18 protein-coding genes and 1 pseudogene are annotated in these 22,995 nt (G+C 70.8%); 11 read left to right on the forward strand and 8 right to left on the reverse strand.

Annotated features, from left to right (window positions below):
- Window positions 1-227: 227 nt before the first annotated feature.
- Genes ACGFJ7_RS34545 through ACGFJ7_RS34555 form a run of 3 tightly spaced genes read right to left on the reverse strand, consistent with a single transcriptional unit; the run spans window position 228 to window position 5,482 of the window.
- Window positions 228-1,982: a potassium channel family protein gene (locus tag ACGFJ7_RS34545; RefSeq protein ID WP_392645992.1), complete on the reverse strand. Its 1,755-nt coding sequence runs from the start codon at window positions 1,980-1,982 to the stop codon at window positions 228-230.
- Window positions 1,982-2,368, reverse strand: a complete 387-nt coding sequence (locus tag ACGFJ7_RS34550) for a DUF6394 family protein (protein WP_097327907.1) — start codon at window positions 2,366-2,368, stop codon at window positions 1,982-1,984. The genes ACGFJ7_RS34545 and ACGFJ7_RS34550 overlap by 1 nt, the downstream gene beginning before the upstream one ends.
- A 9-nt stretch (window positions 2,369-2,377) precedes the next feature.
- Window positions 2,378-5,482 (reverse strand): diguanylate cyclase domain-containing protein, encoded by a 3,105-nt coding sequence (locus tag ACGFJ7_RS34555; protein WP_392645994.1) that lies wholly within the window; start codon window positions 5,480-5,482, stop codon window positions 2,378-2,380.
- Window positions 5,483-5,687: 205 nt separating this feature from the next.
- On the opposite strand from ACGFJ7_RS34555, the gene ACGFJ7_RS34560 reads away from it, so the two are divergent.
- From ACGFJ7_RS34560 to ACGFJ7_RS34580, 5 genes and pseudogenes are all read left to right on the forward strand, one after another.
- A complete protein-coding gene (locus ACGFJ7_RS34560; protein ID WP_392645996.1) occupies window positions 5,688-6,194 on the forward strand; it encodes a hypothetical protein in 507 nt (168 codons plus the stop codon).
- A pseudogene (locus ACGFJ7_RS34565) lies at window positions 6,131-6,397 on the forward strand (glycoside hydrolase family 3 N-terminal domain-containing protein); the annotation flags it as partial. The gene ACGFJ7_RS34560 and the pseudogene ACGFJ7_RS34565, both read left to right, overlap by 64 nt.
- Before the next feature lie 202 nt (window positions 6,398-6,599).
- The gene (locus tag ACGFJ7_RS34570; RefSeq protein ID WP_392645998.1) at window positions 6,600-7,286 is read left to right on the forward strand and encodes a glycoside hydrolase family 3 C-terminal domain-containing protein; all 687 of its coding nucleotides are present in this window, start codon (window positions 6,600-6,602) and stop codon (window positions 7,284-7,286) included.
- 45 nt (window positions 7,287-7,331) lie between these two features.
- The gene (locus ACGFJ7_RS34575; RefSeq protein ID WP_392646000.1) at window positions 7,332-7,913 is read left to right on the forward strand and encodes a pentapeptide repeat-containing protein; all 582 of its coding nucleotides are present in this window, start codon (window positions 7,332-7,334) and stop codon (window positions 7,911-7,913) included.
- Window positions 7,914-7,941: 28 nt separating this feature from the next.
- Window positions 7,942-8,724 carry a hypothetical protein gene (locus tag ACGFJ7_RS34580; RefSeq protein ID WP_392646002.1) on the forward strand — a complete coding sequence of 261 codons (783 nt, stop codon included), beginning with the start codon at window positions 7,942-7,944 and terminating at the stop codon, window positions 8,722-8,724.
- A 161-nt stretch (window positions 8,725-8,885) separates the two neighbouring features.
- Here the strand turns inward: ACGFJ7_RS34580 and ACGFJ7_RS34585 are convergent, their stop codons facing one another.
- The 3 genes from ACGFJ7_RS34585 to ACGFJ7_RS34595 form a co-directional block, all read right to left on the reverse strand.
- Window positions 8,886-10,043 (reverse strand): PP2C family protein-serine/threonine phosphatase, encoded by a 1,158-nt coding sequence (locus tag ACGFJ7_RS34585; RefSeq protein WP_392646004.1) that lies wholly within the window; start codon window positions 10,041-10,043, stop codon window positions 8,886-8,888.
- A gap of 132 nt (window positions 10,044-10,175) precedes the next feature.
- Window positions 10,176-10,319 carry a hypothetical protein gene (locus ACGFJ7_RS34590; protein WP_360257324.1) on the reverse strand — a complete coding sequence of 48 codons (144 nt, stop codon included), beginning with the start codon at window positions 10,317-10,319 and terminating at the stop codon, window positions 10,176-10,178.
- A gap of 1 nt (window position 10,320) precedes the next feature.
- Window positions 10,321-11,142, reverse strand: coding sequence for an alpha/beta fold hydrolase (locus ACGFJ7_RS34595; RefSeq protein WP_392646006.1), 822 nt, complete (start codon window positions 11,140-11,142; stop codon window positions 10,321-10,323).
- A 96-nt stretch (window positions 11,143-11,238) separates the two neighbouring features.
- On the opposite strand from ACGFJ7_RS34595, the gene ACGFJ7_RS34600 reads away from it, so the two are divergent.
- The 5 genes from ACGFJ7_RS34600 (at window position 11,239) to ACGFJ7_RS34620 (ending at window position 16,245) form a co-directional block, all read left to right on the forward strand.
- Window positions 11,239-11,442 carry a hypothetical protein gene (locus tag ACGFJ7_RS34600; protein ID WP_360257320.1) on the forward strand — a complete coding sequence of 68 codons (204 nt, stop codon included), beginning with the start codon at window positions 11,239-11,241 and terminating at the stop codon, window positions 11,440-11,442.
- 115 nt (window positions 11,443-11,557) lie between these two features.
- The gene (locus ACGFJ7_RS34605) at window positions 11,558-13,042 is read left to right on the forward strand and encodes an MFS transporter (RefSeq protein WP_360257318.1); all 1,485 of its coding nucleotides are present in this window, start codon (window positions 11,558-11,560) and stop codon (window positions 13,040-13,042) included.
- Between the two features lie 26 nt (window positions 13,043-13,068).
- Window positions 13,069-13,443, forward strand: coding sequence for a response regulator transcription factor (locus tag ACGFJ7_RS34610; RefSeq protein WP_360257315.1), 375 nt, complete (start codon window positions 13,069-13,071; stop codon window positions 13,441-13,443).
- 13 nt (window positions 13,444-13,456) lie between these two features.
- Window positions 13,457-14,116 (forward strand): response regulator transcription factor, encoded by a 660-nt coding sequence (locus ACGFJ7_RS34615; RefSeq protein WP_360257655.1) that lies wholly within the window; start codon window positions 13,457-13,459, stop codon window positions 14,114-14,116.
- Window positions 14,113-16,245 (forward strand): GAF domain-containing protein, encoded by a 2,133-nt coding sequence (locus ACGFJ7_RS34620; protein ID WP_360257312.1) that lies wholly within the window; start codon window positions 14,113-14,115, stop codon window positions 16,243-16,245. The genes ACGFJ7_RS34615 and ACGFJ7_RS34620 overlap by 4 nt, the downstream gene beginning before the upstream one ends.
- On the opposite strand, the gene ACGFJ7_RS34625 is transcribed toward ACGFJ7_RS34620, so the two are convergent.
- Window positions 16,246-18,363 carry a GAF domain-containing sensor histidine kinase gene (locus ACGFJ7_RS34625; protein WP_392646010.1) on the reverse strand — a complete coding sequence of 706 codons (2,118 nt, stop codon included), beginning with the start codon at window positions 18,361-18,363 and terminating at the stop codon, window positions 16,246-16,248.
- Window positions 18,364-18,627: 264 nt separating this feature from the next.
- A complete protein-coding gene (locus ACGFJ7_RS34630) occupies window positions 18,628-20,010 on the reverse strand; it encodes an FAD-dependent oxidoreductase (protein ID WP_392646012.1) in 1,383 nt (460 codons plus the stop codon).
- A gap of 213 nt (window positions 20,011-20,223) precedes the next feature.
- On the opposite strand from ACGFJ7_RS34630, the gene ACGFJ7_RS34635 reads away from it, so the two are divergent.
- Window positions 20,224-22,275 carry a cellulose binding domain-containing protein gene (locus ACGFJ7_RS34635; protein WP_392646014.1) on the forward strand — a complete coding sequence of 684 codons (2,052 nt, stop codon included), beginning with the start codon at window positions 20,224-20,226 and terminating at the stop codon, window positions 22,273-22,275.
- Window positions 22,276-22,995: the final 720 nt, after the last annotated feature.

Below are 22,995 nucleotides of genomic sequence, written 5' to 3' on the forward strand. Positions count from 1 at the left end.
GGGCTGACGAGCGCCGCGGCTGACGAGCGCCGCTGGTGACGAGCGCGCCTGATAGGAGCTGAGACTCATCATGGACCCCGGACAGGCGCGCGCCAAGCGCATCTGCACGTGCATATGCAATCGCCCGACGGAAGTTTGTCCGTTTGGGTAGCCCCGTACCGCCTTACACGCCATCCATGCCGGGTCGGCCGCCGGTGATCTGCTAAATCGGTTGACCACGTTAGTGATCAGCGGAGCGTGCTCGGCTTCCGTCCCGTGACCCGCTGCCACAGCCAGCCTGCGGGAACCGTGCGGCCGTACAGGACGTACTCGCTCACCACATGATTGGTCATGGTGTCCAGCAGATCGCGCCGGGCCATCCGGCGGCCCGCGAACAGCAGCTGATCGCCGGGGCGCAGGACCACGTCGTCGGCCGGGCCCAAGGTGGACTCGTCGCCGCGGAGCAGGAGCAGCGGGACGGCGGCTATCCGCTGGTCCCGGTCGTGCGGGCAGTGCATGAGATCGCCCAGGCGAGGGGTGACCGCGTCCGAGTCGAGCCAGGCCATCAGGGCCGGCGCCTCCCGCGCCGTGAGCGTGACCTTCCACAGGCCGTCCAGCTGGGAGCCGCAGTGCGCGCCCAGCAGGGCGATCGTCTCGGCCGCCCACTCGTCGCCCCGCGCCGGCATCTCCTGCAGGAAACGCCAGGTCAGGGGCGTGCTCAGCTGGGCGTAGATCTCCCGCGCGGCCATCTCGGCCGGCACCAGCAGCCAGTCGACGTCCATCGTGGCGAACAGCGGCGCGTTGCGCGGGCGGTTCTGCCTCGCCCCGATGAACAGGGCCGGGTTCTCCTTGCGGGCCGCCGCCGCCAGCGACAGGTTCGTCGCGTCGTTGTGGGTGCCCGCCACGAACCCGACCGCCGTGGACAGTGAGGCCTGGGCCATGACCGACGGCTCGGACGCGTCGCCGACGATGACGCCGTCCTCGGCGGAACCGAGGTCGATCACCGTCACCTCGAGGCCGTCGGCGCGGAGGTCGTCGACCAGCTTGTGCCCGAACCGGCCGTACCCGCAGACCACCCACCGGCCCGACGTCGGCGGACGGCCCCGTTCCGGCCGGGTCGCACCCTCACCCTTGATCAGCCAGGCCAGGAGCTGGAAGGACGAGGGCTGGTGCAGGGCCAGGCGGATGTGGTCGCCGAACCGGTCGAACGGGTTGACCACCGTCGGCGAGCCGAACGCGCGCATCCGGTGCTCGATCACCGGCGACACCGTGCGGGCGATCACCGGCAGGCTCGGCCTGATCAGGGCGGCCGTCATGGCCACGGTCAGGTTGACTTCGTCGTTGTTGGTCAGCGCGACCACCCCTTCGCACTGGGGATGTTCGAGGCCGGCCGCGCCAAGCATGTGCGGGTTGGCGCCGTCGGCGACCAGGCCGGGCACGTCCGCGTAGTAGGCGTCGATGTCGAGCGAGTCCACGTGCTCGGGCGTGTCGTCCAGCACGACCAGGCGGCGCCCGAGGGAGTCCAGCGCGTGCCCGAGCAGCTGCCCGGTCTGCCCGTAGCCGACGATCAGCAGGAACGGCTCCCGCATGTGCACGACCTGCCGGGTGAAGCGGCGAAGGGCCAAAGCCTCTCGAAAGGCCCGGTCCCGTACGAGGGTGAGCAGCGAACCGATCGCGTAGGCCCAGCCCACGACGCTCAGATAGATCGACGCGATCACCCACAGCCGTTGCGCGCCGGTGAAGGTGTGCGGGATCTCGCCGTACCCGATGGTCGTGGCCGTGTAGCTCATGAAGTAGAACGCGTCGAAGAAACCCATCCGGGTCGGGCGCCCGGACGGGTCCTGGCCGGGCATCAGGGTCAGGCCGAGCACGCTGACCGCGAAGATGACGATCAGGACGATGAGCGGCGCCCGCATCCGGCGCAGGATCAGGAAGATCGTCGACGACGGTTCGGTGGGGCGGGCGACCGTCGTGCGGCCCTGGGGGTGCTGTCGGGCGACCATCAGCGGCGGTTGAACGACACGGTCTCGATCACCAGGAGCGCGACCGAGACCAGGTTGGCCAGCAGCGCGCCGCCGGAGAGCGACACGACGCTCGCCGTCGCCTCGCCGGTCATCCCGGCGCCGGAGATCTGCGTGGCGTACACCCAGGCCAGCGTGGCCGCGATGAGCTGCAGATCGGCGACCAGGCTGGTGGCCAGGTGGACCGCGCCGATCTGAGTGCGGTCGCCGAACTTGAGGACGGTCGCGATCAGGTTGACCACGACGGCGGCGAAGAGCTCGTACTCGTTGTGCAACGCCGGATCGGAGATGTCGCCGATGAAGAATCCGAAGTTGAGCGTCGCAGCGAGGAGCACGAAGAAGCCGAAGATCACCTTTTCGAGACTCACGGCTTCAACCTAACGGGACGAGGCGTCGTGCGCGCGATGGAACTCGCTGCGGCGGCGGCGCTTCTCGGCGTACATGGCGGCGTCCGCCTGTTCCAGGGCCGCCGCGAAGCCGTCCTTCGGGGTGACCGCGGCCCAGCCGACCGAGCCGGCGACGCCGGCCACCTCCATGCCGAGGTGGATCCGGGCCATGACCGTCTCGGCGTCGGCCTCGGTGCACTGGGGCAGCAGCACGCCGAACTCGTCGCCGCCGAGGCGGGCGACCACGTCGGTCTCGCGGACGGCGCCGGCCAGGGCGGTGGCGGCGGCCCGGATGTACGCGTCGCCGGCCGCGTGACCCTGCGTGTCGTTGATGACCTTCAGCCGGTCGAGGTCGACCATGGCGATCACGGTCGGGTCGGCCAGCCGCTCGTACAGTTTCTCGGCCCGGTCGAGCAGCCGCTGCCACGCGCGGCGGTTGGGCAGGGTGGTCAGCGCGTCGGTGTCGGCGCTGACCTGCTCGCGCAGCAGCGCCCCGGCCGAGCGGTCCTGGGCCCGGTCGGCCGACAGGGCGGCGGTGAGCAGCTGGCCGAGCAGGGCCATCAGCGGTTCGGCGGCGGCCATCCGGGGGTCGCCGGCGTGGCTGCTCGGGTCGAGGCCGCAGATCGCGCCGAAGACGGAGCCGTCGGGCTCGGTGATGACCGCGCCCGCGTACGTGTTGATCTCGATGAGGTCGTTGACGCCGGCCGCCGCGTACTCGGGAATGGTCTGTGCCTCGAGGGCGACGGCCGGCGTGTGCTGGGCCGCCATGTGGACGCAGAAACTCTGCTCCCACGGGTGGCTCTCGCCCTGCCGGAGGCCGTAGCCGTTGTCGGCGTCGAGGTAGAGGTAGGTCTGGCGGCCATTCTCGACGCGGGTGACCGACCAGAAGGCCAGCGGCATGTTCTCGTGCAGATAGTCGAGCACGAGGCGCGCGGCCCGGGCGAACGTGCCGGCCGGCGGCAGCGCGGGGGCCGCGGTGGGTATCGCCCGCCGCTCGGTGGTGACCTTGGGCGGCGGCTCCTGGTCCGGCTTCGGTGCGGTCGTGGCGTCCACGGGAAGCGTGAAGGTGATCCGGGAGCCGCGGCCGGCCGGATTGTCCGAGGCCTTGATGGTGCCGCCGTGCCGCTCGACGATCTTGAGGCAGATGCCCAGGCCGAGGCCGGTGCCGCTGTAGCCGGAGCCGCGGTGGGCCCGGTGGAAGTTCTCGAAGACGCTGTCCTGCTGGTCGGCCGGGATGCCGATGCCGTTGTCGTCGAGGGTCACGGTGACCATGTGGTCCTGCCGCGACGAGGCGAGGGTGATCTCCGGGACGACGCCGGGCGCGGTGTACTTGATCGAGTTGCTGATCAGGTTCTCGAGCAACTGCCGGGTCAGGACCGGGTCCGCGTACGCGGCGCCCAGCTCGCCGATGTGGAAGGCCGGCTGCGGGGCACCGGTGCTCTGGGCCTGGTCGATCCGGGCCATCGCGATGTCGTTCACCACGGCCCCCAGGTCGACGACCGACGGCGCGATCGTGGCGTCGCGGGCCGTCGTGTAGGCCAGCAGGTCGTTGATCATGTCGCGCATGCGGGCCGACGCCCGGCGGATGCGGCGGATCCCGTCCTCGGCCTCGGGGGTGGCCGGATGGTCGGGGAAGTCGGCGAACGCCTCGGCCAGCGCCTCGCTCCAGCCGTCGATCGTGGCCAGCGGGTTCAGCAGGTCGTGGGCGACGACGCCGGCGAAGTTCGCGAGCTCGGTGCGGTGCCGGCGCTCGGAGGTGACGTCGTGGAAGACGGTCACGGCGTACCGGGCGCCGTTCGCGCCGGCCGCGATCGGCGTCGAGTTGACGCTGAGGATCCGCCCGTCGGGCAGGGCGGCGTTGCGGATCAGCAGGTCCATGCCGCGCACGTCGGTGCCGGACAGGGCCTGCCGGTACGGCATCTCGTCGGGCTGCAGCGGTGTCCCGTCCGGGTGGAACAGCCCGTAGAAGTCCGGGTGCCGCATCAGGTCGGACGGGCTGACCTGGCCGCCGACCAGGCGCCGGACGGCCGGGTTGCGCAGCAGGATGCGGCCCTGCTCGTCCATGACGGTCAGGCCCTCGCTCATCGAGTCGACGATCGTGGTCATCAGCTGCGCCTGCGAGGCCGCCGCCTCCTGGGCGCCGCGCAGTTCCCGCAGGATCGCGGTGCGCTCGTCGCGGCCCAGAGCCAGGGCCAGACCCACAACGGCGATCATTCCCACGTACGCCTGTGCCACCAGGGCCCGGGCCGGATGCGACTCGATGAGCGCGAACGGCCCGGTGCCGCCCAGCGTGTAGAGCACGGCGACGGCGCCGAAGGCCAGATCGTGCAGGATGACGAAGCCGGTGTGCAGGCGGGTGCCGGCCCAGACCGTCATGGCGATCAGCGAGAAGGCCAGCGGCAGCCGGTTGTCGGTGCCGAACACGGCCGTGTACGCGGCGATCGACACCACGATCACCAGGATGTACTCGAGCTGTTTGCGCGTTGGCAGGCCGGCCCAGATCCCGCGCAGCGACGGCACGCTCCGCCGGTGGACGAGATGGCCGAGGCGCAGCCCGGCCGCGCCGATGAGCAGGATGCTGACCGTGTTGCGGGTGAGCCAGACCGCGGTGGCGGGGCCGGAGTAGGAGCCGTTGACCGCCCACACCCCGGTCGGGCCGATCAGCGCGCCGACCGCGGTGGCCACGAACGACGCCGCGACCAGGCGCCACAGCTCCTGCGGCCGGGCGAGCGGGCGTTCCCCGCCGCCGCCCCACAGCCCGGGCAGCCACCGCCGGAAGAGGGTGACGAAGGTGCACGCCTGGGCCAGGTTGGCCACCACGAACCACACGGCCAGCGAGGCCGGCGCGCCGGTGGAGATGTTCACGCCCATGGTGACGGCGGCGATGGCGAGCCCGTCGATCCACCGCCAGCGCGAATGCCACTGGGCCAGGAACCAGATCGCGGAGACGCCGGCGGCCGGCCAGACCATGCTCAGGTTGGTCTCGTCCATGACCGTCTTGCGGCCGACATAGGTGGCGGCCGCGTAGAGCACGGTGAAGACGAGCGTGCGCAGCAGAGAAGCGCGCAGCGTCATGCCCGCACGCAGCTCAGCCATCAGCGCACCGCCCCCCTCACGGATTCCTATCGACCCGATCCGCGATTCGATGAGCGACTACGGCAGGTGCGTTCTGTGCTGCACCGCGTGCATCAAGTCCTAACGCCCGTTCCGGCCGACGACACAGGATGTGACGCGGAGCGGAAACACCCCCGAAACATCTTTTCCCCTATCCAGGCGCGCAGAGCCGTCGACAGGAGCAGATATGAAACGTATCAGAACTGCCGGCGCGGCGGTGCTGGCGCTGTGCGCGCCGTTCTTCTCGCCGGTGGCGGCGCGGGCCGCCGTGGACTGTTCGGCTGTTCCCTGGATGAACACGAGGAAGACGGCCGAGCAGCGGGCCGCGGCCCTGCTCGCCGCCAGCACCCAGCACCAGAAATACCGATGGCTGGTGGAACAACCGGCGAACAGCCCGGCCCAGACGGAATGGCAGGACGGGGTCGTCTATCCGGTTCAGGTGCCGTGCACGCCGACCGTGGTCTATGCGGACGGGCCGGACGGCGTACGGTTCACCCCCGGAGTGACCGCCTTCCCGGCGACGATCGCGCAGGCGGCCACCTGGAACGAATCGCTGGCCTACGCGAAGGGAAAAACGCAGGCGGCCGAGGCGTTCGACAAGCGCAAGAACATGCTCCTGGCGCCCGGACTTTGCGCGAGATCTACGACCTGCCGTTCGAGATCGCCGTCGACCGGGCCGCGCCGTCGAGCGTGATGTGCTCGTACAGCCAGATCAATGGAACCTATGCCTGCGAGAATCCGCGCCTGAACTCCGTACTCAAGCGAGATGGTGGGTTCGACGGCTATGTGATGAGCGACTTCGGGTCGGTGCACTCGACCGCGGCCTCGCTCGTGAACGGAATGGACCAGGAGCTCAACCGGCCGATCTGGTTCACGCCGGCCCGGCTCGACGCGGCGCTGGCGGCGGGGGAGATCACCCAGCGGCAGGTCGACGCCGCCGCTTTCCGGGTCGTGCGGTCGTCCATCAACCGACGGGGTCAGCGCGAGTTCGGTCTGCTCGCTGCCGTGGCGGTTCGGCAATCCGGCCACCCTGCAATGCGAGGACCTGGTCTCGCCGGAAACCGCCATTCGGGACCGGGCGGCCAACCCCCGTACCGTCGTGGTCCTGCAGACCGGCAGCGCGGTCGAGATGCCGTGGATCGCGCAGGTGCCGGCGGTGCTGGAGAACTGGTACGGCGGCGAGCAGATGGGCCCGGCGATCGCGTCGCTGCTCTTCGGCGACACCAGCCCGTCCGGCAAGCTGCCGATGACATTCCCCAAGGCCCTCGCGGACACCCCGACGGCCGGTGACGCGGCGCGATACCCGGGCGTCGCCGGCGCCGACGGCATCCGGCAGGTCGACTACAGCGAGGGACTCAAGGTCGGCTACCGCTGGTATCAGAGCGAGGGCATCCGGCCGCTGTTCCCGTTCGGCCACGGCCTGTCCTACACGTCGTTCGCCTACTCCACGCCGAAGGTGACCGTCTCTCATGAAGTGAAGATCAAGTTCACGGTCAAGAACACCGGCCGGCGTACGGGTACGGAGGTGGCCCAGGCGTACGTCAGCCTGCCCGCCGCGACGGGCGAGCCGCCGTCCCGCCTGATCGGCTGGGAACGGGTCACCCTGGCCCCGGGTCAGCAGAGGACCGTGGAGATCAGCCTGAGCCGTTCCGACCTGTCCGGCCCGCACCTGCTGCAGTACTGGGACTCGAAGCGCTCGTCGTGGGTCACCGCCCGCGGCGTCTACGGGCTGAGCGTCGGCGGTTCGTCCGGCACCAAGGCGCGTACGTCGTTCCGCGTCCGTTGAGCACGGGGTGAGGCGGCCCGGGCCGCCTCGCCCTATTGTCGTCCCATGACAACGCTGCGCACCGACGACTGGGATGCCGGCGTGGGCGCCCGCACCCGCCACGACGGCGACGAGTTCATCGACCTCGACCTGTGTGAGACCACCCTCGAGGGCGTCGAGTTCGACAAGTGCACGTTCCGCAACGCCCGCTTCAACTGCGCCGAGCTGACCGACGTGGCCTTCCTCAACTGCACCTTCGTGGCCTGCAACTTCTTCGACGCCTCGCTGACGAACTGCAAGCTGGTCGGCAGCTCCTTCGACCGCTGCTCCTTCGACCTGCTGACCGCGGACGGCGGCGAGTGGTCCTTCACCTCGCTGCGCGCGGCCGACCTGTCCACCGCCACCCTGACCGGTTTACGGATGCGCGAGGCCGACCTGACCGGAGCCCGGGGCCAGGGCGCCACCCTGACCGGCCTGGACCTGTCGGGCGCCCAGTTCCACCAGGCCGACCTGACCCGGGCCGACCTGCGCGGCAGCGACCTCACCGCGCTCGACCCGGCCACGGTCTCCCTCCGCGACGCCGTCATCACCCCCGACCAGGCGGTGACCATCGCGTCGGCCCTCGGCCTGGAGGTCCGCGCGATCTGATGGCCGGCCCGTGGCATCATGCTGGGCCATGGATCATCAGGGACGGTTGCGCCGCGCGGCGCTCGAGTCGGGCATCCCGGACGACGAGGTCGGCCGGTTCACCGACCACCTGCGCTTGTCGATCAGGCTGAGCGCGGGCACGCGCGGTGCCGAACCCCCGGCTGCCGATGACAGTTCACTGCCGCTCGTCCTGTCCGTCGACTGCGCCGCCCTGCCGAGGATCGACGGCTTCCCCCTGCCGGCCGGCGGGTCGCTGCTGTTCTTCCTGGACCACGAGAAGGACCACCTGGCCGCGGCCGAAGGCGAGCGGAAGTACGCGCGAGTCACCCATGTCCCCGAGGGTTCAGGACTGTATGAGGCGACGCTGCTGGCCGAGCTCCCCGACTGGCTCCTGACGGACGACGAAGACGAGGACGACGACTTCACGCCTTTCCAGGAGCAGCTGGCCCTCGATCTCGAGCGCGACTTCCCGCACCTGGACGAGTTACGCGCTCTCGCCGTCGACCTCTGGCCGCCGTCCCAGGGTCTCGCCCGCGCTTACCTCGGCGGCTACGTCGACGACGAGGTGATGACGAGCATCGCGGAGCAGACCCTCGCCGGCCGGGAGAAGGCCGGCGAGATCGTGATCCCGGTGGCAAAGTGGTATTCGCACGTGGAGAGGGAAAAGCACCGCCTGGCCGGCGAGTGGCTGTCCCTCGCGCGTTTTCCGCTGCCCGGCACCTATTACACCGCCAGTTTCGTCATCCACTACGACGACCTGGCCGCCGGCCGCTGGGACAGGGCCCTGTCCGTGACGGAGTTCACCGAGTAGCAGGGCGGCCGAGTCCCGACGCGACATGGCGCAAGCGGCCGCTCGGCTACCGGCTCCGCCACATCACCAAGGTGTCCCTCTCCGACCGCTACCTCATCGCCCTGGCCGCCATCGCGGGAACGGCACCCAGCACTGACGGGGCGATGTCCATCCGGCCGGCCTCACCGGCCGGCCGGCAGCCGCGCGGCCAGGATGGCGATGTCGTCGTCCCGGTCGGTCCCGATGTCGGCGACCGCGTCGTCCAGCAGGTCCTGCAAGCGGACGCTACGCCATGTTCTGAGCCGTCGATGCAGGGAGTCGTCGGTCTCGCGGCCGACCAGCCCGTCGGTGTGCAGGAGAACGGTGGATCCGCCGGGCAAAGGCGTCGTCCAGGTGCGCCGGCGGGCGACCCGACGGGCGCCCAGCAGCAGGTCGTTGCCGGTCAAGGACCGTACGGTCCCGTCCGGGTGGACCACCACCGGGGGCGGGTGGCCCGCGTTCGACCAGCGCAGGCGGTAGCCGCCGCCGTCGAGGGCGTCGATGACGGCGACGATGGCGGTCGCCATGATCGGTTCGCCCAGTGCGTGGTTGGCCGCGTCGAGCCGGCGCAGCAGTGCCGCTGGGGAGTCGTGGCGGTCGACGATGTAGGCGCGGAGCATGCTGCGCAAGGTCCCCATCCGGGCCGCCGCGGCCATGTCGTGGCCGACCACGTCACCGATGACCATGATCAGCTGGTTCGCGCGTCCCGCGACCACGTCGTACCAGTCGCCGCCGACCTTCTCCTGCCGGTTCGCGGGCAGATAGTGCGCGGCGAGTTCGTAGCGGTCGACGGCCGGCAGACGGGAGAGGATCGCCTCCTGCAGGATGTCGGCGACCCCGCTGCGGGCGTCGAGCCGCTGGGCTCGTTCCAGCGCTCCCGCGATGTAGGAGGCCAGGGTCGCGATCACCGCTCGTTCGGCGACGTAGAACGTCCGCGGCATGTCCCACCGCAGGTGCAGCGCCCCGAGGACGCCGACCGTGCCGACAACCGGCAGGCAGGCCGCGGCCTGCCGGCCCAGGGCGCTCACGGCCGGGAACGCGGCGGCGAGTTCGGCCGCGTCGGCGAAGTAGAACGCCCGTCGCTCCCGGATGGCCCGCGCGGCCAGGGGATCCGGCGTGGCGTCCATGGGGACGACCTGGAGATGGCTCGCGCCGAGCCCGGTTCCTCGAAGATGACGGACCGCCTGCAGCACGTCCGAGGTGGTGACCGTGGTCGACAACGTCTCGCTGGCGCGCAGGAGAAGCAGGTTGCGGGTTATGTCGGCCGATGTCATTTCCGGTGGTAGCCGTACCGAAGTCATGAGGAGCTCCTGCGTGCGGGGGTCGTGGACGGCGTGATGGTGCGGGCGTGTTCCCGGACGTCCGCACCATCACGGGTCAGCGCACGAACGTCGCCACCGGCTTGCCGGACTGGGCGATGGAGGTCGAGAGCATCAGCCCGGGGCCGAGGCGGACTGCACTCCAGCGGGAATCTCCGTACGGACCTGAATGATGTCCCGGCCGGGGATGGACGAGGTTCGGTGCAGGGTTTCGGTGCGCTTGAGCTTTGTCGCGAGCTCGTCGGAGTCGGACGGCATGTCAGCTGGTGAGGAAGTCGAGGAGGTCCTTGTTGAACTCCTGCTCGTGGGCGCCGGTGAGGCCGTGCGGGGCGCCGGGGTAGATCTTGAGGATCGAGTTGGCGACGATCTTGGAGGACTTCAGCGCCGCCGCTTGGATCGGCACGATCTGGTCGTCGTCACCGTGCAGGATCAGCGTCGGCACGTCGATCTTCTTGAGGTCTTCCGTGAGGTCCGTCTCGGAGAAGGCCTTGACGCAGTCGTAGGCGCTCTTGATGCCGACCGACATGGACATCAGCCAGAACGCGTCGTGGGCACCCTGACTCACGGTCGATCCCGGCCGATTGGCTCCGTAGAACGGAAAGGCCAGATCACGGTAGTACTGCGACCGATCGGCGAGTACCGCCTCGCGGATCTCGTTGAACGGCTCGATCGGCGTCCCTTCCGGGTTGGCGGGGGTCTTGAGCATCAGCGGCGGGATGGCGCCGAGCAGAACCATCTTGGCGACCCGGGAGGTTCCGTGACGTCCGACGTAGCGGGTGACCTCGCCTCCGCCGGTGGAGTGCCCGACCAGGACGATGTCGTGCAGGTCGAGGTGCTCGATGACGGCGGCCAGGTCGTCGGCGTAGTGGTCGAGGTCGTTTCCGTCCCACGGCTGGCTCGAGCGTCCACCGCCGCGACGGTCGTGGGCGATCGCCCGGAACCCGTGACTGGCGACGAAGTTCGCGGAGCCGTCCCAGGCGTCCGCGGTGAGCGGCCAGCCGTGGCTGAAGACGACGGCTTGCCCGCTGCCCCAGTCCTTGAAGAAGATCTCGGTGCCGTCGGGTGTCGTGACTGTCGGCATGTGCTTTGCCTTTCTGCTCCTCGGTTGTCGCCTCTGGTCCTCAACCTCCCAAAAGCCCGAGGCTCTGACCAGGACGGTTGGCCCGAGGACCGGGGGGTGCTGACCGGAAGAAAAGGCGGGCTGCCCCGGTACGGGAATCCGGTGCACCGCCGACACACTGTGGACCGTCACGGCGGCCGTCTGGGTGGCCTGATCGGAGCGGGCGGCAGCGCGGCCTTCGGCCATCACACGCTCGCGCTCGCGGTGCCCACCGTCCGGCGACTGGCTGCCGGCACCGACATGCCGGTCGCCGGCGGCTGAGGGGCGAGGTGACATCTGGCTGGCCACCTCTTGTTTCCGGCCAACCGGAAGGCCACGGGCGGCGTCCCCGGCGGAGGATGCCGATGACGCGGCATCGCCGGGAAAGGTGACAACCATGCGTATCACGCGGAACACGGGGCAACTCGGCGAGGTCGAGGTGGATTCCGCCGGCGCGGGCGGCGGCCGGAGCGGCACGTCGGCGATCGTCGGGTTCCTCCTGCTTCTCGAGTTCGCCTCCGGGCTGACTCAGGGCTGGCTCTCGCCCCTGTTGCCCAGCCTCTTGCAGCGCTACGACACCACCGCCGCCAACCTGAACTGGGTGAACGCGGTGTTCCTCCTGTCGTCAGCGGTGTGCGTGCCACTGATGTCCAAACTCGGCGACATCTTCGGGCACCGCCGGTTGCTGACCATCGCCGCCGCCCTGGTCGCCGTCGGGTCGGTACTGGTGGCCGTGGCCCCGACCTTCGGAATCCTGCTGGTGGGGCGGGCCGTCCAGGGGCCGCTGCTGGCCTTCCTGTCGCTCGAGTTCGCTATCGTGCGGGAGCGCGCCGGCCGGCGGACCGGCCGGGCGGTCGGGCTGCTGGTCGGTTCGCTGGCCCTCGGCGGCAGCGTCGGCCTGCTGCTCGCGGGTCAGGCGCGTCAGCACCTGAGCCTGTCCACGACGTTGTGGATCCCGGCCGTCCTGATGATCGCCATGGTGCCGGTCGCGGCGTTGCTCGTTCCGGAGACGTCGGCCCGCATACCGGGTCGCGTCGACTGGGCCGGGGCCGCCCTGCTGAGCGCCGGGCTGGTGCTCGTGCTCGCCGCGGTCGGCAACGGCGGCAGCTGGGGGTGGGCGAGCGGCCGTACGGTCGGCGGGATCGTGGGCGGCCTCGCCGTGCTCGTGCTCTGGATCATCGTCGAGCAGCGCGTCGCGCAGCCGTTCGTCGACGTGTCCCTGGTGCTGGGTGGGCGGCTGGGACCGCCGGTTCTGGCCGGGTTCTTCGCCGGGGCCGAACTCTTCGGCAGCCAGGCGGCCGGTGCGCTGTTCCTCGGCCTGCCGGCCAGCACCGGGATCGGGCTGGGACTGTCCGCCGGGCAGCTCGGACTCGTGCTCGTGGTGTTCGGCCTGGCCGCGTTCGGCGGCACTTCGCTGGCGCCCCGGCTCACCGAGTGGGCCGGCAGCCGGGCCACCCTGGTCACCGGAGCCATGCTGAGCGTCGCCGGGTACGTGCTGACCGCCCTGGCCCACGACTCGGTGGGCCTGTTCGTCAGCTGGCAGGTCCTGGTCGGACTCGGCAACGGCCTGGTCCTGGCGGCGCTGTCGAGCTATGTGGTGACCCGGGCTCCGGCTGACTCCGTCGGAATCAGCGCCGGACTGCTCAACACCGCCCGAACCGTCGGGGGCGCGGTGTCGGGTGCTGTCTTCGCGGCCGTCATGGCAGCCATGGCGGTCCGGCTGCCCGGCATCGGCAAACCGGTCACGACCGAGGCCGGCTACATGACCGTCTGGCTCGTGTGCGCCGGCCTGGCGCTCGCCGTCGCCGCGCTGGCTCTGCGGTTCCACGGGGAGACCGGCCCGGCCGGTGCCGATATTTCCGGTCAGCCCTACCACCGCTGAGGACGCCGCGCTGAGACGATGAGCGGATGCCGAGCCCGATCCTGGTCGTCGACGACGACGCGTCCGTCCGCGGACTGCTCGTGCGTATCCTGCGGACCTGGGGCCACACGATGATCCTCGAAGCCGGCTCGGTCGCCGAGGCCCTGGAACGCGCCGATGCCTGCCGCCCCCGCATCGCCCTGGTCGACGTCGGCCTGCCGGACGGGGACGGTTTCTCCCTCACCCGGCGGCTGCGGTCGAAGCCGTGGACGATGCGCGTGGTCATCTTCTCCTCGGATGCCGACCCGGCGAACAACGCGGCCGCCGTCCGGGCCGGAGCGATCGGCTTCTTTCCCAAGGACGAGCTGTTGAGCCCGGCCCTGCGACGACTCCTCGAGGAACGCGACGATGACCCACGATGACGCCGGCCGCCCCCTGCGAATCGCGATCGGAGAGGACGACGTACTGCTTCGCGAAGGTCTGGCCCGGATCCTGACCGATGCCGGGCTCGACGTCGTGGCCCGGTCCGGTGATGCCGACGACCTCCTGCAGCGCACGCTCGCCTACCGTCCCGACGTCGTCATCGCCGACGTCCAGATGCCGCCCGGCCACGAGGACGACGGCCTGCGTGCCGCCATGGAGATCCGCCGCCGCTCGCCGCGGATCGGCGTGCTGATCCTGTCGCAGTTCTGCGAGCCCGCGTACGTGATGGACCTGGTCGGCGACCGGCCCGAGGGCATCGGATATCTGCTCAAGGAACGCGTCGGGGACGTCGAGGCGTTCGTCGACGCCGTCAACCGGGTCGCGGCCGGCGGTAGCGCACTGGATCCCGAGGTGGTCGTCCGCATGCTCGGCCGCCGCACCAAGGACGGGCCCCTGCGACTGCTGACGCCCCGCGAGTCGGCGGTGCTGGCGGCCATGGCCGAGGGGTTGTCCAACTCCGGCGTGGCGGAGAGTCTGCTCATCAGCCACGCCTCCGTCGAGAAGCACGTCACGGCGATCTTCCGCAAACTGCGCATCGCTCCCGTCGACAGCGAGCACCGCCGTGTTCAAGCCGTCCTGACCTACCTGCGCGCGGGCGATCGCCGGCGATGAAGCGGCCGGAGACGCCCGACGTACGCGACCTCGTGGCGAACCAGGCGGCACTGCGACGGGTCACCGCGACGGTGGCCGCCGGCGAACCGCCACGGAAAGTGTTCCAGGCGGTCACCGCCGAGGCTTCCGCGCTGCTCGGCGACACGCTCATCGCCCTGACGAAGTTCGAGGGCACCGCGGCCGGTACCGACTCCGTCGTCGTGGCCCAGACGGGCGGTCACGTACCCGTCGGCGCGCGGCTCCATCTCGCCGCCGGCAACGGCATCGCCGCCCGGATGTGGAGGTCGGGCCGCCCTGAGCGGATCGACGACTACACCGGCGCAGCCGGACCGGCGGTGGCCACGGAGCTCGGCATACGGGCCGTCGTCGCGGTTCCGGTGACCGTGGACGGAAGCCTCTGGGGCGCGCTGAGCGTCAGCTCACGTATCGGCCCGCTGCCGGCCGGCACCGAGGACCGTCTGGCTCAGTTCGCCGAGATCGTCGCGGCGGCCGTGGTGAGTGCGGCCGCCCGTGAGGCGCTCCTCGCCCTGGCCGCCGAGCAGACGGCGCTGCTTCAGGTGGCGGCCCTGGTCGCTCACCGCGCGAGCGAGACCGAGATCTTCGAGGCCGTCACCCGGCAGGCGGCCACGCTTATCGACGACGAGCCGACCACCCTGGTCCGTTACGAGGGTGAGCGCACGTTCACCGTGCTCGCCACCCACCACGGCCCGGCCGCGGTCGGGACCAGGGTCACCGTTCCGGTCGGTGACGCCGGCACTCTGGACGAGATGATGCGGACGTTGAAGCCGGCCCGGCTGGACCGTTACGACCTGTTCGCCGACCGCACCTACTCCAGCCGGGACTTCGGCGTCGGCTCGAGTGTGTCGGTGCCCATCATCGTCAACGGCCGGCTCTGGGGGGCCTTGGGCACGCTGAACGAGGGCCGCCGTCTGCCGACCGGCACCGAGGAACGCCTCGGCAAGTTCGCCCAACTGGTCGCGTCGGCCCTGGCCAACGTCGAGGCGCAGGTGGAGCTGAGGAACTTCGGCGCCCGGCAGGCCGCCCTGCGACGGGTCGCCGAACTGGTCGCCCGCGGCGCCGCGCTGGCCGAGGTGTTCAACGCCGTCGCGACCGAGGCCTCGAACATCCTGGGCGAATCGGCTGCGGACCTGTTCCAGTACGACGGTACCCACTGCACAGTCGTCGCCACCTGCCGCAGCCCCGTCCCGGTGGGATTCCGGAGCCGCGCCGACGGCGACTCGGCCGGCGCGCGGGTGATGCGGGCGCGACGACCGTGCCGGTTCGCCACCCTGGACGGAACCGATTCCGCCGGCCAGGCCCGCGAGTTCGGCGTGGGAGCGCTGGTGGCGGTGCCCGTCTTCGTGGAGGGGCGGCTGTGGGGCGGGCTGGCCACGACCACGCGGGGGACGCCGCCACCGGAGGACGCCGAGGACCGGCTGGCCGAATTCGCCGAGCTGGCGGCGGCCGCGATCGCGAACTCGGAGAACAAGGAGAAGCTGCGGGCGTCGCGGGCCAGGGTGGTGGCGACGGCCAACGAGGTACGCCAGCGGTTGCAGCGCGACGTCCACGACGGCGCCCAGCAGCGGCTCGTGCAGACCGTGCTGTCCCTCAAGCTCGGACTGGACGCGGTGAGTCGTGGCGAGGACCCCGCCGGTCTGATGCGCGAAGCCCTCGACAACGCCGAACGCGCCACTGTGGAACTGCGGGACATCGTGCACGGAATCCTCCCGGTCGCCCTGGCCCGGGGCGGCTTGCGGGCCGGTATCGACTCGCTGGTCGCCGCGTCCGCCATACCGGTCGAGCTCGATCTGAGCGCTCGGCTCCCCGGCCGGTTGCCGAACGATGTCGAGGTGACGGCGTACTTCGTGGTGGCCGAGGCGCTGACGAACGTCGTGAAGCACGCGCACGCGACGCGGGCGCGGGTGGTCGTGGCCGGCGAGGGGGATCGCCTGGTGGTCGAGGTCAGCGACGACGGTGCCGGTGTCGCCGATCCTCGTGGTGGTTCGGGCCTGACCGGCCTGTTCGACCGGGTCGATGCCCTGGACGGCACCATGGCCTTGACCAGCGGTAACGGCCGGGGGACGGTGGTGCGGGTCGTCCTGCCGCTGTCGGGCGCCCGATCGGATTAGTCACTCGGTGCCGACCGGCAGAATCGCTCTGATCGTCGTACCGTGCCCCGGAGGGCTGCTGACCATCAGTTGGCCCCCGCAGGCCTCGACGCGGTCGAACAGCCCGGTCAGCCCCGAACCCGCTCCGACATGGGCGCCGCCCACACCGTCGTCGCCCACCTCGACGCGGACGACGCCGGCGCCGACATCGGCCCGCACCCAGGCCCGCCCGGCCTTGGCGTGCTTCACGACATTCGTGAGCGCCTCGGCGACGACGAAATACGCGGTGGTCTCGAGCTCCACGGCCAGCCGCGGCATGTCGACGTGGGCCTCGACCGGCAACCGCAGACCGGCCAGCAGCGACTCCACGCCGCCGGGCAGGCCGCTGCGTGTCAGCGCCGCGGGAAGGATGCCGCCGACAATGTCACGCAGTTCGTCGGTGGCCCGCTGGGCGTGCTGGAGAGCCTCCTGAACATGATCGATGCCGGTCCGTACGTCGTCGGCCGCGAGCGCGTGCCGGGCCAGTTTGAGAGCGATGACCGTGTGGACGAGCCGCTGCTGGGCGCCGTCGTGAACGTCACGTTGAAGCCGGCGTCGGCTCTCGTCGGCCGCCGACAGGACACGTGCCCGTGAGGCGATGAGCTGATCGCGGCTCGCCGCGTTGCTCACAGCGGTACCGACCAGGTTGGCGAATCGCTGGAGCCGGTCCTCGATGCCGGGCGCCAGCGGTCCGTCCGCCGAAGTGACAGTCAGCATTCCCCACACCTTGCTCTCCACCGCGATGGGCGCGGCGACCGCGGCGCGCATGTCGAAGGAGCGGGCGAGGCCGGCATCGGGTTGCGCGCTGTAGTCGTCCACCCGCACGGCGGCCGCTGTCAGCCGGACTCGTTCCGGCAGCGTATCGGGCGCATAGGCGATACGAGTTCCCGGCGGCGCCGGCCCACCGCTTCGGCTGATCACGCTCAGCGCCTCGTCCTCCTCGAAACGTACGAGGGTGACCGGCTGCCCGTGCAGAAGACGCTGCGCCTCCGCGGCGACAGCAGTGAACACCGCATCGGCGGGTCCGCCGGCGGCCACCAGCTCCGCGACGCGCAGCAGAGCCGCTTGTTCGTCGTTCAGCGACCGGACCTCGGCCCGGGCCTGCGAGCTGGCGATCGCCGTACCGGTCAGCTCCGCGAAGCGCCCGAGTTTCCCCTCGATGTGCGCCGGCAGGATGCCCCGGCCGGCCGCGACGAGAACGCCCCACAGGCGATCCCCGACCATGATCGGTGCGGCGGCGCTGGACGAGAAGCCGTGAGCCGCCGCCAACTGCGGCCAGGTGCCCGAAGTGCCGGGCAGCCGGTCCACTCGAGCCGGCCGCCCGGTTCGCCAGACGCGCTGGGTGGCGCCGTCGCCCTCGGCCACGGCCCGCATCCCCACCACGACGCCGTCCGGCGGATCGTGAGTCGCGACGACCTCCGTCGCTCCGTCGGGCTCGAAGCGAAGCATCGTCGTGAAACCCACGCCGACCAGCCCGGCCGCCTCAGCGACGACCGCCTCGAACACCTCGCCGGGTGTGGCGTCGTGCGCCACCAGCTTGGCCACTCGCTGCAGGGCAGCGGCCAGCTGCTCGAGCTCTTCCCGGATCTGCCCGTGGGCGATCGCCCCGGCCAGCAGCTCGGTGAACTCGGCCAGCTGCTCCTCGGTACCGGGGGGAAGCGTCTCACCGGTGGTCGAGCCGACGGCGGTCAGGCCCCACACCTCCGCGTCGACCATGACCGGGGCGCCGACCGCGGTTCGCCAGCCCCAGCCACGCACCACGTCGGCCAGCGAACCGGACACGGTCTCGTAGGACGGGATCCGGCTCGGACGCCGGGAGTCCCAGATCAGCCGGGCCAGAGTTCCGGTGCCGACCGGTCGCTGGATCCCGGCGCGCTGATATCCGAGCGCCCGGTTCCAGCGGCCGATCACTGTGACTGTCTCGTCCCGGTGGAACCGCAGCAGGACCGCGTCGGTTCCCGGGATCAGGCGGCCCACCTCCGTCACCGTCGCTTCGAAGATCTCCGGCTGCGGGGCCCCGCAAGCGACCAGAGTCGCCACCCGCCGCAACGCCGCCTGTTCGGCGGCCGATCGCTGAAGATCACGGGAATCTGGTCTCATGGGAAGCCTCGTCCGCCAATGCGCATTCGATGTCCGGCGATCATGCCGCACCCTCGCCAGTCTCGGCGCCCGGCCTTGCGACCGCAGCATCGCGCCTGGTGAATTGCTGTATACCGGCGATTCCCGAGAGGTTCCGCAGCCGATCGCGGTCACATGGGACGATGTGCCGGTCATGACGGTGCTGCGGTCGTGAGGGCGGACGCCACCGGGTCCCGGCCCGCGCCTCCCGCGGGTGGCCCGAAGGCCAGCGCGGCGCGAGGGGCGTCACCCGGCCGGGTATCCGAACCAGCGGGCGAGGTGGCGGTCCAGGTCCCGCTGGTCGTCGCCGATCCAGGCGACGTGGCCGTCGGGACGCGCCAGCACGCACGGAACGTCGAGGTCGGCGGCCGGGTCGCCGACGTAGTCGACCCGATCCGACCAGCCGCCGGCGGTGAGCCGCCCGGTGCGGTCGAGCAGCAGGCCGCGGCCCCGGTGCAGCCGCTCGTAGACGTGGCCGACGTCGGGCAGGCGGCGGCCGAGCAGGTCCGGTCCGTCGCCGAAGTCGTAGCGGACGCCGATCGCGGTGATCTGCTCGAGCAGGTAGCGGTTGACCTCGTCGAAGTCCATCAGCTTGGTGAGCAGGCGGCGGGCCGCCCGCGCGCCCGGGTCGTCGGCGACCAGCGCCGTCTGGGCGCGGGTGTTGTCCAGCACCTCGGCGGCGACCGGGCGGCGTTCGGCCGCATAGGTGTCGAGCAGGTTGTCCGGCGCCCAGCCCCGGATCCGCGCGGCGAGTTTCCAGCCGAGGTTGAACGCGTCCTGCAGGCCCAGGTTGAGGCCCTGCCCGCCCAGCGGCGGGTGGATGTGGGCGGCGTCGCCGGCCAGCAGCACCCGCCCTATCCGGTAGTGGTCGGCCAGGCGGGTCGCGTCGCCGAAACGCGACATCCAGCGCGGGGAACGCGCGCCGAAATCGGTTCCCGCGACGGCGTGCAACTGGCGCTGGAAGTCTTCGAGCGTGGGCGGTTCCGTGTGTTCGCCGGCGCCGGCCGGGACGATGATCCGGTAGACCCCGGCACCGGCCGGCCGGATGTGCACCCTGCGGTCCGCGATCGGCCCGGGCGGCACCGCCAGTTCCAGGTCGCCCATCAGGGTGTAGTTGCGGGCCGGCTCGCCGGGAAAGCCGACGCCGAGCAGTTTGCGGACGGTGCTGTGCGCGCCGTCGCAGCCGACCAGATAGCGCGTACGGAGCCGTTCGCCGTCGGCCAGTTCCACGGTCACCGCGTCGTCGTCCTGGGTGAAGCCGGTGACCGGACAGCCGCGCCGAATGCGCGCACCCAGCGCGGTCGCGTGCTCCGACAAAAGCTCGACGACGACCGGTTGCGCGATGCCGAGCAGATAGGCGTACGGCGAATCCAGTCCCGCCGGCGCTGGTTTGTCGATGGCGGCGAAGTACGCGCCGGCCGGGCGCCGGCGGCCGTGTTCGCGCATCCGGTCCAGCAGGCCGCGCATCGCCATCAGTTCGATGCTGCGGATGTGCAGGCCGACGATGCGGTCGTACGAAAGGGGCCCGGTCTCTTTCTCGAGAATGAGGACCCGTACGTCGTGCAGGCGAAGCTCGGCGGCCAGCATGGCACCGGCCGGACCGGCGCCGGCGATGATCACGTCGTACATCAATGAAGCCTTTCGGGAGGGCGAGAAACGCGCTCCCGGCGACGTCTATGTCAATCGCCCGACCGAGACGGCAAGGGGGAGCGCCCACAGCGTTACAGCGTTCATGGGTCTCACCTCCTCGGGCGGTGTCGCGGTCGAGAGAACCCTAGCCGATTGACATCCATCACTTCAACGCCGACCATTGGGAGCGCTCCCAGAGAGATGGAGGCCGTCGTGCGCTCTTCATTGTTCCGGCGTGTCGCGACCGGCACGGTTCTCGTAGTCGTGGCGGCGGCGGTGGGTGGCGTGCCGTCGGGGGCGAGTGGGGCCGCCTCGCGGGCGAGTACGGCCGCCGGAAGCGCCGTCCGGGTCGACGTCGACGCGCGGGCCGGGCTGGCGACGGTCGGCGATGTGGCGCTCGGGGTCAACCACGCGATCTGGGACTCCCAGCTCGGGACGCCGGCCGTCGCCGACCTGCTCGGCGACGCGGGTGTGCGGATAGTGCGCTACCCGGGCGGGTCGTACGCGGACATCTACCACTGGAAAGATCACACGGCGCCCGGTGGCTACGTCGCGCCGGACACCGACTTCGACACCTTCATGGCGGGAGCGCGCCGGACCGGCGCCGAGCCGATGATCATCGCCAACTACGGGACGGGTACGGCCCAGGAGGCGGCCGACTGGGTGCGGTACGCCAACGTCACCAAGGGGTACGGGGCCCGGTACTGGACCATCGGCAACGAGAACTACGGCAACGGGCACTACGGCTCGGCCTGGGAAGCCGACGACCACGCCGACAAGAGCCCGAAGGAGTACGCGGCGCAGGTCACGGCGTACGCGCAAGCCATGAAAGCAGTTGATCCGACGATCAAGATCGGCGCCGTTCTGACCATGCCGGGCAACTGGCCCGACGGCATCGTGGCGGCGGGGGACCAGGGCAGCTGGAACGAGGAGGTCCTGACCCGGGCCGGCGCGGCCATCGACTTCGTCGACGTGCACTGGTACCCGGGCGGCAGCACGCCGGCCGAGGCGCTGACGAAGACCGCGCACATCAAGGACGCGGTTTATCTTCTAAGGCAGCAAATTGAGAGGTACGCCGGTGCGGGCGCCGGACGGATAAAGATCAGCATGACCGAGACGAACGTCGACGTCGGGCGCAACACCCAGCCCGGCGCGCTGTACCTGGCCGACGTCTACAGTGGCCTGCTCGAACAGGGCGTCTTCACGGTGCACTGGTGGAACGTGCACAACGGCCTCGGCACGGTCTCGACGGTGGCGGGACACACCGACTACGGCGACTACGGCCTGCTCTCCAGCGGCAACTGCACGGCCGGCAACACGGTGTGCCAGCCGCCGCTGAACACGCCGTTCGCCCCCTACTACGCGCTGTCGCTGATGGGGGAATTCGCCCGCAGCGGCGACCAGTTCATCGGCGCGGGCACGAACGACGAACTGGTCAGCGCCCACGCGGTACGCCGCGCCAACGGCGACCTGGCGGTCCTGCTGATCAACAAGGACCCGTCGTCGGAGCGAACAGTGACGCTGAACTACCACGGCTTCACCCCGGCCACGGGCGCGCCGTCGGTCCTGTCGTTCGGCAACGGCGACACCGCGATCTCCACGACGGCGGACGGTCAGACACTTGCCCCGTACGAGATCAAGCTGGTGACCCTGCACCCGGCGGCCCCGCCGGTGGCCGCCCCGAAGGCGCCGGGCCAGCCCACCGCGACCGCGACCGACAGCACGGCGACGATCTCCTGGCCGCCGGCCGGTGCCGGCGTGAAGTACGAAGTGTTCCGCCAGAACGGCGGCATCAGCGAGCAACTAGGCGAAACGACGGCAACATCGCTGACCGTGCGTAACCTTTCGCCGGGCCGCCGTTACACGGTGAACGTGCTGTCCCGTGACGGAGCGGGACGGCAGTCGGCGAGCTCACCGCCGGTCACGTTCACCACAGGAACGCCGCCGGCGGCAGCGTGCACGGTGAAGTTCCGCGACACGAACGACTGGGGCAACGGCTACGTCGGCTCGATCGACATCACGAACAACGGCACGGCCCCGGTGAACGGCTGGACGCTGACCTTCACGTGGCCCACCACGTGGCAGTCGGTGAGCAGCGGCTGGAGCGCCACGTGGGAGCAGACGTCCCGCACGGTCCGCGTGACAAGCGACGGCGCTTTGCCGGCCGGCGCAACCACAACGGCCGGTTTCGTCGGCGCCTACAGCGGCCCGAACGTCCTCCCAGCCGCCTTCACCCTCAACGGAACGGTGTGCACCAGCGTTTGACGGAATCGTGGCCCTCACTCACACCACCGGGTTCGACCGTTGCGGGAGGCAAGCTCATACGCGCCATCTAGCCTTTGCCTTCCCGCGCGGCGCTCATTCACCTCGTAGCTCAACCCAGCCCGTCGTGCCTGCTCAGCGCGTCGTGCCTGTTCTCCGCGTCGCGCCTGTTGTCCGTGCCTATTGCCCTGTCGTGCCTGTTCTCCGCGTCGCGCCTGTTGTCCGCGTCGCGTCTTTCTCGCGATGCCTTTCGCGCCATGCCTCAGCCCACCGCACCGAGGCCGAGGCCGAGGCGGTGGGCGATGGGTCGAGCCGCGCCTCGCCGCGCCGCGCCGCGCCTCGCCCCGCCGCGCCGCGCCTCGCCCCGCCGCGCCGCGCCTCGCCCCGCGGCGCCTCGCCGCGCCTCGCCGCGCCCGCTTGCCGTCCCTCGACCAGGTCGAGCGCGTTAGCGCAGCGCGGATCGTCAGATACATCCAGGGCGTCGACGCCGCCAAAGATGTCGCAGTTCTAGGAGAGCCGAGATGGTGCAACTGGGTGAGCAACGGGCGTATCGGCGTGCGTTCACTGATTCCGGCCAGCCCGGGGACGGGTCAGGACTAGCTGGGCGGCGCAGCCGGCACTTCGATGCAGCCGGGAGCCGGGAGCCGGGAGCCGGGAGCCGGGAGCCGGGAGCCGGGAGCCGGGAGCCGGGAGCCGGGAGCCGGGAGCCGGGAGCCGGGAGCC

Origin of the sequence: Actinoplanes sp. NPDC048988, from assembly GCF_043197815.1 — a bacterium.
Lineage (GTDB): Bacteria > Actinomycetota > Actinomycetes > Mycobacteriales > Micromonosporaceae > Actinoplanes.